Origin of the sequence: Pseudomonas sp. JAI120 (assembly GCF_014207255.1) — a bacterium.
Lineage (GTDB): Bacteria > Pseudomonadota > Gammaproteobacteria > Pseudomonadales > Pseudomonadaceae > Aquipseudomonas.
In genome coordinates this window covers 1,224,652-1,237,480 of record NZ_JACHCZ010000001.1, presented here as the reverse complement: position 1 = coordinate 1,237,480, position 12,829 = coordinate 1,224,652, and the positions used below count along the sequence as shown (strand labels likewise).

General features: G+C 58.6%; 10 protein-coding genes and 2 tRNA genes. 11 read left to right on the top strand and 1 reads right to left on the bottom strand.

Annotated elements, in window-relative coordinates; translation table 11 throughout:
* The first annotated feature begins 9 nt into the window (after window positions 1-9).
* The 9 genes from HDC32_RS05675 (at window position 10) to HDC32_RS05635 (ending at window position 9,788) form a co-directional block, all read left to right on the top strand.
* Window positions 10-94 (top strand) — tRNA-Leu (locus HDC32_RS05675).
* A gap of 77 nt (window positions 95-171) precedes the next feature.
* Window positions 172-247, top strand: a tRNA-His gene (locus HDC32_RS05670).
* 397 nt (window positions 248-644) lie between these two features.
* Window positions 645-1,955: a trigger factor gene (gene tig / locus HDC32_RS05665; protein ID WP_131698139.1), complete on the top strand. Its 1,311-nt coding sequence runs from the start codon at window positions 645-647 to the stop codon at window positions 1,953-1,955.
* Window positions 1,956-2,046: 91 nt separating this feature from the next.
* Complete coding sequence (gene clpP, locus HDC32_RS05660) at window positions 2,047-2,682, top strand: ATP-dependent Clp endopeptidase proteolytic subunit ClpP (protein WP_003174822.1); 636 nt, start codon at window positions 2,047-2,049, stop codon at window positions 2,680-2,682.
* A 112-nt stretch (window positions 2,683-2,794) separates the two neighbouring features.
* Window positions 2,795-4,078 (top strand): ATP-dependent Clp protease ATP-binding subunit ClpX, encoded by a 1,284-nt coding sequence (gene clpX / locus HDC32_RS05655; protein WP_003238279.1) that lies wholly within the window; start codon window positions 2,795-2,797, stop codon window positions 4,076-4,078.
* Window positions 4,079-4,240: 162 nt separating this feature from the next.
* Window positions 4,241-6,637 (top strand): endopeptidase La, encoded by a 2,397-nt coding sequence (gene lon, locus HDC32_RS05650; RefSeq protein ID WP_053138469.1) that lies wholly within the window; start codon window positions 4,241-4,243, stop codon window positions 6,635-6,637.
* A gap of 149 nt (window positions 6,638-6,786) precedes the next feature.
* Window positions 6,787-7,059: an HU family DNA-binding protein gene (locus HDC32_RS05645; RefSeq protein ID WP_003174819.1), complete on the top strand. Its 273-nt coding sequence runs from the start codon at window positions 6,787-6,789 to the stop codon at window positions 7,057-7,059.
* A gap of 230 nt (window positions 7,060-7,289) precedes the next feature.
* Complete coding sequence (locus HDC32_RS05640) at window positions 7,290-9,164, top strand: SurA N-terminal domain-containing protein (protein ID WP_131698138.1); 1,875 nt, start codon at window positions 7,290-7,292, stop codon at window positions 9,162-9,164.
* Window positions 9,165-9,263: 99 nt separating this feature from the next.
* Window positions 9,264-9,788: a GNAT family N-acetyltransferase gene (locus tag HDC32_RS05635; protein WP_184742856.1), complete on the top strand. Its 525-nt coding sequence runs from the start codon at window positions 9,264-9,266 to the stop codon at window positions 9,786-9,788.
* Here HDC32_RS05635 and HDC32_RS05630 read toward each other — a convergent pair.
* Complete coding sequence (locus HDC32_RS05630; RefSeq protein WP_184742853.1) at window positions 9,735-10,940, bottom strand: MFS transporter; 1,206 nt, start codon at window positions 10,938-10,940, stop codon at window positions 9,735-9,737. The two genes, HDC32_RS05635 and HDC32_RS05630, sit on opposite strands and share 54 nt — an antisense overlap.
* A 119-nt stretch (window positions 10,941-11,059) precedes the next feature.
* On the opposite strand from HDC32_RS05630, the gene HDC32_RS05625 reads away from it, so the two are divergent.
* Complete coding sequence (locus HDC32_RS05625) at window positions 11,060-11,956, top strand: LysR family transcriptional regulator (protein ID WP_184742850.1); 897 nt, start codon at window positions 11,060-11,062, stop codon at window positions 11,954-11,956.
* A gap of 89 nt (window positions 11,957-12,045) precedes the next feature.
* Window positions 12,046-12,828, top strand: coding sequence for a DUF2242 domain-containing protein (locus tag HDC32_RS05620; RefSeq protein WP_131698134.1), 783 nt, complete (start codon window positions 12,046-12,048; stop codon window positions 12,826-12,828).
* Window position 12,829: the final 1 nt, after the last annotated feature.

Genomic DNA, 12,829 nt, shown 5'->3' with positions numbered 1-12,829 from the left:
GCTTCAAGCGCGGATGTGGTGGAATTGGTAGACACACTGGATTTAGGTTCCAGCGCCGCGAGGCGTAAGAGTTCGAGTCTCTTCATCCGCACCAAATAAAGCTTTACTCGGTCTATGCGCAGGGTAAGGCTCGACAAAGAAGTAGTTTGGTTTCTTTGTTAACGCAATATGGTGGGCGTAGCTCAGTTGGTAGAGCACGGGATTGTGACTCCCGTTGTCGAGGGTTCGATCCCCTTCGTCCACCCCATATTCGAAAGGCGCCAGATTTAACAGTCTGGCGCCTTTTTTGGTTTTGGCGGTTCGGTTTTTCGTGGCTGCGGGTTCTGGGTCGCGATGGCGGTGCGTTTCATCGTATTTATGTGTCTCGATGATGCTGCGTTGTCTATCTGCCCTTATTGCGGGGTGGGGCGTCAGGGAGGTAGCGACGATCCCTTCTATATATAGAGGGGCGGCGCAGAGCCCTGGCGTGTTTGGCTTTATTTGTCACCGGGGCGGGGCGCGACAGTGCCTTCGTACCGATAAATTGCCGGCTGTTTACGGGCGTATTTCCAGTAGGGTGACTTCTTGAGTTTGACCCACTAGAATGCATGCCCTTGATTGGGGTCGGAAATGGCCGGCTAACGTCTGTGCAACGAGGAATATCCATGCAAGTTTCTGTTGAAAATACTACTGCTCTCGAGCGCCGCATGAGCATCACCGTGCCGGCTGAGCGCATCGAGACTGCGGTCAACAAGCGTCTGCAGCAGACTGCCCAAAAGGCCAAGATCGCTGGTTTCCGTCCGGGCAAAGTGCCAATGAGCGAAATCAAGCGCCGTTTTGGTGCTGATGCGCGCAATGAGGCCGTCGGTGACGTGATCCAGGCTTCTTTCTACGAAGCAGTGGTTGAGCAAAAGCTGAATCCGGCTGGCTCGCCTTCGATCGAACCTAAGTCCCTGGAAGCGGGCAAGGACCTGGAATACGTTGCCGTATTCGAAGTGTTCCCCGAGTTCGAAGTGGCCGGTTTCGACGGTATCGCCATCGAGCGCCTGAGCGCCGAAGTGGCTGATTCGGACCTGGACAACATGCTGGAAATCCTGCGCAAGCAGAACACCCGTTTCGAAGTGGCCGACCGTGCTGCCCAGAACGAAGACCAGCTGAACATCGATTTTGTTGGCAAGGTTGACGGCGAAGCATTCGCTGGCGGCTCCGCCAAGGGTACTCAGCTGGTGCTGGGTTCCAATCGCATGATTCCTGGCTTCGAAGACGGCCTGGTTGGCGCCAAGGCTGGCGAAGAGCGGGTCCTGAACCTGGAATTCCCTGCTGACTACCAGAATCTGGACCTGGCCGGCAAAGCTGCCGAGTTCACCGTGACCGTCAATAGCGTTTCCGAGCCTAAGCTGCCAGAGCTGAACGAAGAATTCTTCAATCAGTTCGGCATCAAGGAAACCGGTATCGAAGGCTTCCGCACCGAAGTTCGCAAGAACATGGAGCGCGAGCTGCGCCAGGCTATCAAGTCCAAGGTCAAGAACCAGGTCATGGACGGTCTGCTGGCCTCCAACCCGATCGAAGTGCCTAAGGCCCTGCTGTCCAACGAAGTGGATCGTCTGCGCGTACAGGCTGTTCAGCAGTTCGGCGGCAACATCAAGCCAGACCAACTGCCGGCCGAGCTGTTCGAAGAGCAAGCCAAGCGCCGTGTGGTACTGGGCCTGATCGTGGCTGAAGTGGTCAAGCAGTTCGACCTCAAGCCTGACGAAGACCGCGTCCGCGAAATGATTCAGGAAATGGCTTCGGCCTACCAGGAGCCTGAGCAGGTCGTGGCTTGGTACTACAAGAATGACCAGCAACTGAACGAAGTACGTTCGGTTGTGCTGGAAGAACAAGTTGTGGATACTGTTCTGCAGAAGGCTAAGGTGACCGATAAAGCGGTCTCTTACGAAGAAGCAGTCAAGCCGGCGGAAGCAGCACAAGCCGACTGATTGTCCAACTCGTTGGAAATTCAACCATAAGCCAGCCTCGCGCTGGCTTATGCGTTTTCAAGACATGACTATTTGGGAGTAACTGCAGAGCATGTTCCGTAATTCCTATATTCAGCAGAACTCTGATATCCAGGCCGCAGGCGGCCTGGTCCCGATGGTTGTCGAGCAGTCCGCCCGTGGCGAGCGCGCCTACGACATCTACTCGCGCCTGCTCAAGGAGCGAGTGATCTTTCTGGTGGGCCCGGTAGAGGACTACATGGCCAACCTGATCTGTGCGCAACTGCTGTTCCTTGAAGCGGAAAACCCGGACAAGGACATCCATCTCTATATCAACTCACCGGGCGGTTCGGTGACCGCGGGCATGTCGATCTACGACACCATGCAGTTCATCAAGCCGAACGTATCGACTACCTGCATTGGCCAGGCCTGCAGCATGGGCGCGTTCCTGCTGACCGCAGGTGCCGAGGGCAAGCGTTACTGCCTGCCTAACTCGCGCGTGATGATTCACCAGCCACTGGGCGGTTTCCAGGGCCAGGCGTCGGACATCGAAATCCACGCCAAGGAAATCCTCTTCATCCGCGAACGTCTCAACACGCTGATGGCCAAGCATAGCGGGCACACCCTGGAAGAAATCGAGCGCGACACCAACCGCGATAACTTCATGAGCGCCGAAGCCGCACGTGAATACGGGTTGATCGACGCAGTGATCGAAAAGCGCCCCGCTTAATATAAGCCGCTCAAAATAGGGCTGGTCGGGTTTTCCGATCACCTGTGGGCTTGAAAAAGCCCGCATAAGCCTTCATCTTGTGTTGCAAGCCTATCGGATTTGGATCGAACGAATGACTGACACCCGCAACGGCGAGGACAACGGCAAGCTGCTCTATTGCTCCTTCTGTGGCAAAAGCCAGCATGAAGTGCGCAAATTGATTGCCGGCCCCTCGGTCTTTATCTGCGACGAGTGCGTCGACCTGTGCAATGACATCATCCGTGAGGAGGTGCAGGAAGCCCAGGCCGAAAGCAGCGCGCATAAATTGCCTTCGCCTAAAGAAATCAGCGGCATCCTTGATCAGTATGTGATTGGTCAAGAGCGTGCAAAGAAGGTTCTGGCCGTAGCGGTATACAACCACTACAAGCGCTTGAACCAGCGTGACAAGAAAGGCGACGAAGTCGAACTCGGTAAGAGCAACATCTTGCTGATCGGTCCTACAGGCTCGGGTAAGACCCTGCTTGCGGAAACCCTCGCTCGCCTGCTGAACGTTCCGTTCACCATCGCCGACGCCACCACCCTCACCGAGGCTGGCTACGTGGGCGAAGATGTCGAGAACATCATTCAGAAACTGCTGCAGAAGTGCGACTACGACGTAGAGAAGGCCCAGATGGGTATTGTCTACATCGACGAAATCGACAAGATCTCGCGCAAGTCCGACAACCCGTCGATCACTCGGGATGTTTCCGGTGAAGGCGTGCAGCAGGCCCTGTTGAAACTGATCGAAGGCACGGTAGCTTCCGTACCGCCACAAGGCGGCCGCAAGCACCCGCAGCAGGAATTCCTTCAGGTTGATACGCGCAACATCCTGTTTATCTGTGGCGGTGCATTCTCCGGCCTGGAGAAGGTTATTCAGCAACGGTCTACCCGTGGCGGCATCGGTTTCAGTGCGGAAGTGCGCAGTAAGGAAGAAGGCAAGAAAGTGGGCGAGTCCCTGCGTGAAGTCGAGCCTGACGATCTGGTCAAGTTCGGTCTGATCCCGGAATTCGTTGGCCGTCTGCCGGTCCTGGCCACGTTGGACGAGTTGGATGAGGCGGCTCTGATTCAGATCCTCACCGAGCCGAAAAACGCCCTGACCAAGCAATACGCCAAGCTGTTCGAGATGGAAGGTGTAGACCTCGAGTTCCGTACCGATGCGCTCAAATCGGTGGCCAAGCGGGCACTGGAGCGCAAGACTGGTGCACGTGGCCTGCGTTCCATCCTCGAAGGTGTATTGCTCGACACCATGTACGAGATCCCCTCGCAGTCCGAGGTGAGTAAAGTGGTGATCGACGAAAGCGTTATAGAAGGTAAGTCCAAGCCACTGTATATCTACGAAAACAGTGAGCCGACTGCCAAAGCTGCGCCAGACGCGTAAGCGTTTCGCAGTTTTGGTACAAACGAAGGGGCCTCTAGGGGCCCCTTTGTTTTTCATAAGGATTTTTACTGCGTGTAACTGCCCGCATTGAGCTTGTTTTTTTTACACGCAGCCCCCATCTTGGTTTCAAGCTTATTTTTCAACTGTCATAGAGGCGAAATCATGAAGACAACCATCGAATTGCCTCTCCTGCCGTTGCGTGATGTCGTCGTCTATCCGCACATGGTTATCCCGCTGTTCGTGGGGCGCGAGAAGTCTATCGAAGCCCTCGAGGCCGCGATGACGGGCGACAAGCAGATCCTGCTGCTGGCCCAGAGAAATCCTGCCGATGATGATCCAGGCGAAGATGCCCTGTATCGCGTCGGTACCATTGCCACTGTCCTGCAATTGCTCAAGCTGCCCGATGGCACCGTCAAGGTGTTGGTGGAAGGCGAGCAGCGTGGTGCGGTAGAGCGTTTCATGGAGGTGGACGGCCACCTGCGCGCTGAAGTGGTGCTGATCGACGAAGTCGAGGCCCCTGAGCGCGAGTCCGAAGTGTTTGTGCGCAGCCTGCTCTCGCAGTTTGAGCAGTATGTGCAGTTGGGCAAAAAAGTCCCGGCTGAAGTCCTGTCTTCCCTCAATAGCATCGATGAGCCAAGCCGCCTGGTCGATACCATGGCCGCGCACATGGCGCTGAAGATCGAGCAGAAGCAAGACATCCTCGAAATCATTGACCTGTCGGCCCGTGTCGAACACGTGCTGGCATTGCTGGATGCCGAAATTGATCTGCTCCAGGTCGAGAAGCGCATCCGTGGTCGTGTCAAAAAGCAAATGGAGCGCAGCCAGCGCGAGTACTACCTGAATGAGCAGATGAAGGCCATTCAGAAGGAACTCGGCGACAGCGAGGAAGGCCACAACGAAATCGAAGAGCTGAAAAAGCGCATCGATGCTGCCGGCCTGCCGAAAGACGCCCTGACCAAAGCCACCGCCGAGTTGAACAAGCTCAAGCAGATGTCGCCGATGTCCGCCGAGGCCACCGTGGTGCGCTCGTACATCGACTGGCTGGTGCAGGTGCCGTGGAAGGCCCAGACCAAGGTACGCCTGGACCTGGCGCGTGCTGAAGACATTCTCGATGCCGACCACTATGGCCTCGAAGAAGTCAAGGAACGCATCCTCGAATACCTCGCCGTGCAAAAGCGTGTGAAGAAGATTCGTGGCCCAGTGTTGTGCCTGGTTGGCCCGCCTGGCGTGGGTAAAACCTCCCTGGCCGAGTCCATCGCCAATGCCACCAACCGTAAATTCGTGCGCATGGCCCTCGGTGGTGTGCGCGATGAAGCGGAAATTCGTGGTCATCGCCGGACTTACATCGGTTCGATGCCAGGAAGATTGATTCAAAAAATGACAAAGGTGGGCGTACGCAACCCACTGTTCCTGCTCGACGAAATCGACAAAATGGGCAGCGACATGCGTGGCGATCCGGCATCGGCCTTGCTGGAAGTGCTCGACCCTGAGCAGAACCACAATTTCAACGACCATTACCTGGAGGTCGACTACGACCTGTCCGACGTAATGTTCCTGTGCACCTCCAACTCCATGAACATTCCGCCGGCATTGCTGGATCGGATGGAGGTGATTCGTCTGCCGGGTTACACCGAAGACGAGAAGATCAACATCGCCGTCAAATACCTCGCGCCCAAGCAGATTTCGGCCAACGGCCTGAAGAAGGGCGAGATCGAATTCGACGTCGAGTCGATCCGCGACATCGTGCGCTATTACACTCGCGAGGCCGGTGTACGGGGCCTTGAGCGCCAGATCGCGAAGATTTGCCGCAAGGCGGTCAAGGAGCACGCGCTGGAAAAACGCTTCTCGGTGAAAGTCACTGCCGATGCGCTTGAGCACTTCCTGGGCGTGCGTAAATTCCGTTACGGCCTGGCTGAGCAGCAGGATCAGGTAGGGCAGGTGACTGGTCTGGCGTGGACCCAGGTGGGCGGCGAATTACTGACCATCGAAGCTGCGGTGATCCCCGGCAAAGGCCAGTTGATCAAGACCGGCTCCCTCGGTGACGTGATGGTCGAATCCATTACTGCCGCGCAGACCGTGGTGCGCAGCCGCGCCAGGAGCCTGGGGATCCCCCTGGACTTCCACGAGAAGCACGACACCCACATCCACATGCCGGAAGGGGCTACACCGAAAGATGGCCCTAGCGCCGGCGTAGGCATGTGCACGGCCCTGGTATCGGCATTGACCGGCATACCGGTGCGTGCCGATGTAGCGATGACCGGGGAAATCACCCTGCGTGGCCAGGTATTGGCCATCGGTGGCCTGAAAGAGAAATTGCTGGCTGCACACCGGGGTGGCATCAAGACTGTGATCATTCCTGAAGAGAATGTTCGCGACTTGAAGGAAATTCCTGACAACATCAAGCAGGATCTTCAGATTAAACCGGTTAAATGGATTGACGAGGTCCTGCAAATTGCGCTGCAATACGCGCCGGAGCCCTTGCCGGATGTGGCTCCGGAGATAGTTGCAAAGGACGAAAAACGAGAGTCTGATTCCAAGGAAAGAATTAGCACGCATTAATGTGAATAAGCTTGGAGGCTTCCTTGACAGCTTTTTAGAGCCCTTGTTATAAAGCGGCTCTTAAGTGTCTGTAGGCCATTCAGCACTGATTTTTGCTGTTTACCAAAAAACTTAGAATCATACTCAATAGATATATAAGGGGACTTAGAGTGAACAAGTCGGAACTGATTGATGCTATCGCTGCATCCGCTGATATCCCGAAAGCTGCTGCTGGCCGTGCGCTGGATGCAGTAATCGAATCCGTCACTGGCGCTCTGAAGGCCGGCGACTCCGTGGTACTGGTAGGCTTCGGTACTTTCTCTGTGACTGACCGCCCAGCTCGCACTGGCCGCAACCCACAGACTGGCAAAGCACTGCAAATCGCTGCTGCCAAGAAACCAGGTTTCAAAGCCGGTAAAGCCCTGAAAGAAGCCGTTAACTAAGCTTCGATCAAGCCTTTGCTACCCGGGTCGGACGCAGGTCTGGCCTGGCAGCGGAGCGAAAGCTGACCCAGGTATCCATCGGGTCGCCAAGCCGGGGGTGTAGGTTCAACCCCCCGTCCGCTCCGCCAGTTACGAGAAGGCGCATCCTCGGATGCGCCTTTCTTCTATCCGGACTCTACCCACGCTCCACGGTTGCCAATTTTTGAAGTTCAACCGTTTCTGGGGGACGCATGCTGCAAAATATCAGGGACAATTCACAAGGCTGGATTGCCAAGACCATTATCGGGATCATCGTCGCATTGATGGCGTTCACCGGTATCGAGGCCATTTTCCAGGCTTCGACCAACACCAAGCAGGACGTGGCCAAGGTCAACGGTGAAGAAATCACCCAGACTGAACTGAGCCAGGCCGTCGACATGCAACGTCGCCAGCTGATGCAACAGCTGGGCAAGGATTTCGATGCTTCGCTGCTGGACGAAAAACTGCTGCGCGACGCGGCCCTCAAGGGTCTGATCGATCGCAAGCTGCTGCTGCAAGGCGCCGCCGATTCCAAGTTTGGCTTCTCTGAAGCTGCACTGGACCAGGTAATCCTGCAGACGCCGGAATTCCAGGTGGACGGCAAATTCAACGCCGAACGCTTTGACCAGGTGATCCGTCAACTGGGCTACAGCCGTCTGCAGTTCCGTCAGATGCTGACCCAGGAAATGCTGATCGGCCAGGTTCGCGCTGGTATTGCCGGCAGCGGTTTCGTGACCGACGCCGAAGTGCTGGCATTCGCCCGTCTGGAAAAGCAGACCCGCGATTTTGCTACCGTCAATATCAAGGCCAACCCTGCGGCGGTGAAACTCACCGACGACGAGGTCAAGGCTTACTATGACCAGCACGCCAAGGAGTTCATGACCCCGGACCAGGTGGTCATCGACTACCTGGAACTGAAGAAGTCGTCCTTCTTCGACCAGGTCAGCGTGAAGGACGATGAACTGCAGGCTGCCTATCAGAAAGAAACCGCCAACCTCGCTGAACAGCGTCGTGCCGCGCACATCCTGATTGAAGTCAACGACAAGGTCACCGACGCGCAAGCGAAGGCCAAGATCGAAGAAATCCAGGCGCGCCTGGCCAAGGGTGAGAAGTTCGAAACCCTGGCCAAGGAGTTCTCCCAGGATCCAGGTTCGGCCAACAGTGGCGGTGATCTGGGCTTTGCCGGCCCGGGCGTCTACGACCCGGACTTCGAAGCCGCCTTGTATGCCTTGAACAAAGACCAGGTTTCGGCGCCGGTGCGCAGCACCTTCGGTTGGCACTTGATCAAGCTGTTGGGCGTTGAAGCACCGCAAGTGCCGACGTTTGCCAGCCTGAAAGACAAGCTGACCCGCGAGCTCAAGACCCAACAGGTCGAGCAGCGTTTTGTCGAAGCAACCAAGCAATTGGAAGATGCGGCATTCGAAGCCTCCGATCTGGCCCAACCGGCGTCTGACCTGAAGCTGACCGTACACACCTCCGCGCCGTTTGGCCGTGAAGGTGGTGACGGTGTTGCGGCCAACCGTGCCGTGGTCACCGCTGCGTTCAGCCCGGAAGTGCTGGATGAGGGGGCCAACAGCAGCGCCATTGAGCTGGACCCGGAAACCATCATCGTGCTGCGTGCCAAAGAGCACCGCAAACCTGCGCAACTGCCGCTGGAAAGCGTTGCTGCGGCGATCCGCACACAGATGGCCAAGGAGCGCGCCAGCGCGGCTGCCAAGACTCACGCTGATGAGCTGATCGCCAGCCTGCGTGATGGCAAGACCCCGCTGAACCAGCCGGTCGACGGCCAGGCCTGGAAAGTCACTGAAGCGGCTACCCGTAGCCAGGAAGCGATTGACCCGGCCGTGCTGCAAGCCCTGTTCCGCATGCCCAAGCCTGCGGCCAAGGACAAGCCGACCTTCACCACCGTGACCCTGGCTGATGGCAGCCTGGTGATCGTGCGCTTGAACGGCGTCAACGAAGCGGCTGCCCCAACGGACGAAGAAAAGGCGCAATATCGCCGCTTCCTCGCTTCCCGTGTTGGCCAGCAGGACTTCGCGGCGTACCGCAAGCAGTTGGAAACCAAGGCTGATATCAAGAAATACTGATGTTGGTTTGAACAAGAAGCCCCCGGCCTGAAAAGACCGGGGGCTTTTTTATGTGGGCTAGACTGGGTGCTCGGTATCGTCGACCCAGGAGTTCCAAGCGTGTTGATTCTAGGAATGGATGGCTTGCTGATCCGCCGCGCCAGTGCGTCGGACGTTCCTGCCGTGCTGCAGGTGTTCGACGAGGTGGTCGCCTGGTTCGTTGGCATGGGCAATACCCATCAGTGGGGCACCGAGCCCTGGTCGGCGTCGCCCCGGCGGGTCGCGCAAGTGGCTGAAGCCTGCGCATTGCCTGGGGCGTGGGTGGTAGAAGAGCCCGCAGGCCGTATCCGTGGAGCGCTGGTGTTGGGCGATCCCATGCCTTATGTACCGTCGGCGACTGAGCCCGAGGTGTATGTACGCCTGTTGATTGCCGCGCGTGATCCCCGTGTTCGCGGCCTTGGCCGGCGCATGATGGCCTTTGCTGATGACCAGGCCCGTGCAGCAGGAGTGACGCGTTTGCGTGTGGACTGCTATGGCGGCGGGACAGGGGATCTGGTGAGTTTTTATGAGTCCTGTGGCTACGAGCGCATTTCAACGTTCGACTTGGCGGGGTGGCCGGGCCAGCTGTTGGGGCGCTGTCTGTGATGCGCCGGCCCATGCCAGTAGCATCAGTAGCATAACGGCCCATGGAAAGCCCGCGACGCCCCAGCCCTGAAGCAACACGCCTCCTGCCAGTCCGCCACCGGCTATCCCCAGGTTCCATACGGTCACCAGCATTGATTGTGCGGCATCCGCCGACTCGCCAGCCGATTGGGCCAGTGCGGTTTGCAACAGTGCCGGCAGGCCGCCGAACGCCAGGCCCCATAGCGCCACGGCGGTATAGATGACTGCCGGCACATTGATCCAGAACGCCAGCGCCAGGGCGATCAGGCCAAACAGCGCACAACTGATCAGCAGCAAGGCGCGCAGCCACCGGTCAATCAACACGCCTGTCAGCCAGATGCTCAGCACCGCCGAGAGGCCAAACACCAGCAACACTCGGTCAACATCCGCATCGATCCCTGCGGGCACCAGCAACGGGGCGATGTAGGTGTACAGAATGTTGTGGGCCAGTACGTAGGTAAACGTTACCCACAGCACTGGACGAATGCCTGGCAGGTTCAGCACCTGGCGCAGCCCCAGGCGTTTATCCGTCCGTTCGCCGGCAAAGTCCGGCAGTTGCCAGCGCGCCCAGGCCAGTAGCACCAAGGTCAGCCCGGTCATGATTGCAAAACTCAGGCGCCAGCCAACGGCAGTGCCGAGGAAGGTGCCCGCAGGCACACCCAGTGACAGCGCCAGCGGTGCACCCAGCATCGCCACGGCAATGGCGCGACCTTGCAGGTGTGGCACCACCATTCGGCTCGCATAACCCGCCAGCAACGCCCAGAGCAGCCCGGCGAAGACCCCGGCAAAAAAGCGCGCCACGAGCGTCAGTCCGTAGTGGCTGGACAGCGCGGTTACGCTGTTGACCAAGGCAAAGCCGCCGATGGCCAGCAGCAGCACCGGTCGTCTGCGCCAGCCGCGGGTCAGCAGCGTCAGGGGGATGGCCGCCAGCAACGAGCCAAGGGCGTAGACCGTGACCAGTTGACCGACCAGGGCGGGCGACACGCCGAGGCCTTCGCCTATCTGTGGTAGCAACCCGGCGGGCATGGCTTCGGTGAGGATGGTGATAAAGCCAGCGCTGGCCAGAGCCAGTAGACCGCCCAGCGGTAATGAATCCCGCTGGGTTGATGCGGTGAGTGAAGGGCTGCTGCTCATGAGGTTTTATCCAGGTAAAAGGGCAAGCAGGCAGAGTAGGGGGCTGTGGTTGGCGGAAAAACAGGCTAAGGTTCCGAACTTATCGGACGCCGGTGTCCGCAATCGCTAAAGGCGGGATCATGGACAGCTTGGGCAGCCTTTCGGTATTTGTGCAGGTGGCGCAGACGCTGAGCTTCACCGCCGCCGGCCGTGTGCTGGGGGTGTCGTCGTCGGCCGTGGGCAAAAGCATTGCGCGGATGGAAGAGCGCCTGGGCGTGCGGCTGTTTCACCGCAGCACGCGCAGTATCACCTTGACCAGTGAAGGCTCGCTGTTCCTTGAGCGGTCGCGGCGGATTCTCGCTGAGGTGGAAGCGGCCGAGCAGGAGCTGACAAACGCCAGTGCAACGCCACGGGGCAAGCTGCGCATCAGTGTGCCGCAGGTGCGGGGCTTGTTGATGCCAGTACTCAGTGACTTTATGCGCGCCTACCCGGATATCGAGTTGGATGTGGATTTCTCTGACCGTATGGTGGACGTGATTGAGGAAGGTTTCGACGCGGTGATTCGCACCGGCAAGCCGGAAGATTCGCGCTTGATGGCGCGCCACCTGGGCCACTACCAGCTGGTACTCGTCGCCACACCGGGCTACTTCGCCCAACACGGCACCCCGCAGCAACCACAGGACCTCAATGGCCACGCCTGCCTGCGCCACAAGTTCTGCGCCACGGGCAAGCTCGAGCCCTGGCCGTTGCGTCTTGCCTTGGGTGCCGCGGAACCGCTGTTGCGTACGCCGTTGGTCAGTACCACCATCGAGTCTCTGAACCATGTGGTGCTCGAGGGATTGGGCATTGCCTGCCTGCCGGACTACATGGTCAACCAGGCCGTGGGCGAGGGGCGCTTGCAGCGGGTGCTGGATGATTACCTGGAACACCGGGGCAATTTCTGGATGTTGTGGCCCGGTCGCCATGCCTCGACCAAGGTACGCGTGTTTATTGACCATATGTGCGCCGGGCTTTTCCCTGCAGGCCCCGTTGCGTAACCCTGTGACGTTTTACCGACAGGAATGCGCGCGCCAAGGCCTCGTTCTGTTGCACAATACCGCCCAGACCGTTTTCCTCAGGATTATCAATGTCGACATCATTCCACTTGCGTAGCGTCGGGCTGGCGCTGGTGCTGGCGGGCGCCGCGGGCTGCTCGTCACCCAAGACCGCTATTTATGAACATGAGAACTTCGACGACTCCGGTACGTTTTCCCGGGACTACCCGGTTAGCGATGTAGCGGCGTGCGAGGCCGCGCGGCGTGCGTTGCTGAGCCAGGGCTACATCATCACCAGCAGCGATCCGAAACTGGTCGTGGGCAACAAGAGCTTCCAGCAGACCGGCGAAACTCACCTGCAGATCAGCTTCAACGTGGTGTGTGCCGATGATGGCAAAGGTAAAAAGCACTCGACGATGTTTGCCAACGCCCTGCAGGATCGTTATGCGCTGAAGAAGGTCAACAACTCCGCGAGCCTGGGTGTAGGCGTGCTGGGGTCGGTGTCGATGCCGATCGGCTCCACCGATGACTCGATGGTGAAGGTGGCCAGTGAGACGGTGTCCGCGCCGAAGTTCTACGATCGCTACTTTGCGTTGGTGGACGTCTTCCTGCCCCAGGAAGTGAAGCAGGCTGAGCATATTCCCGAGCAACCAAAGGCCGACCTCGGTGTGCCGGAGCCGAAGGCCGCTCCGGCTGCGGAGAAAGTCGAGGCGCCGAAGGAAGAGCCTGCCGCACCGGCTGCTTCGGAGCCGGTTGTGCCCGCGCCTGAACCCGCACCGATTGCGCCGCAGGCCGAGCCCGCGCCCGCCACGACCACGCCGGACCTGCCGGCGCCGACAGAAGCGATTCCGCCCCTGCCGACGCCTGCGCAGTAGC

Coding starts and splice junctions, on each gene's coding strand:
- HDC32_RS05620 (WP_131698134.1), top strand. CDS start 12,046: ATGTCGACATCATTCCACTTGCGTAGCGTCGGGCTGGCGCTGGTGCTG.
- HDC32_RS05625 (WP_184742850.1), top strand. CDS start 11,060: ATGGACAGCTTGGGCAGCCTTTCGGTATTTGTGCAGGTGGCGCAGACG.
- HDC32_RS05640 (WP_131698138.1), top strand. CDS start 7,290: ATGCTGCAAAATATCAGGGACAATTCACAAGGCTGGATTGCCAAGACC.
- tig (WP_131698139.1), top strand. CDS start 645: ATGCAAGTTTCTGTTGAAAATACTACTGCTCTCGAGCGCCGCATGAGC.
- HDC32_RS05630 (WP_184742853.1), bottom strand. CDS start 10,940: ATGAGCAGCAGCCCTTCACTCACCGCATCAACCCAGCGGGATTCATTA.
- clpP (WP_003174822.1), top strand. CDS start 2,047: ATGTTCCGTAATTCCTATATTCAGCAGAACTCTGATATCCAGGCCGCA.
- clpX (WP_003238279.1), top strand. CDS start 2,795: ATGACTGACACCCGCAACGGCGAGGACAACGGCAAGCTGCTCTATTGC.
- lon (WP_053138469.1), top strand. CDS start 4,241: ATGAAGACAACCATCGAATTGCCTCTCCTGCCGTTGCGTGATGTCGTC.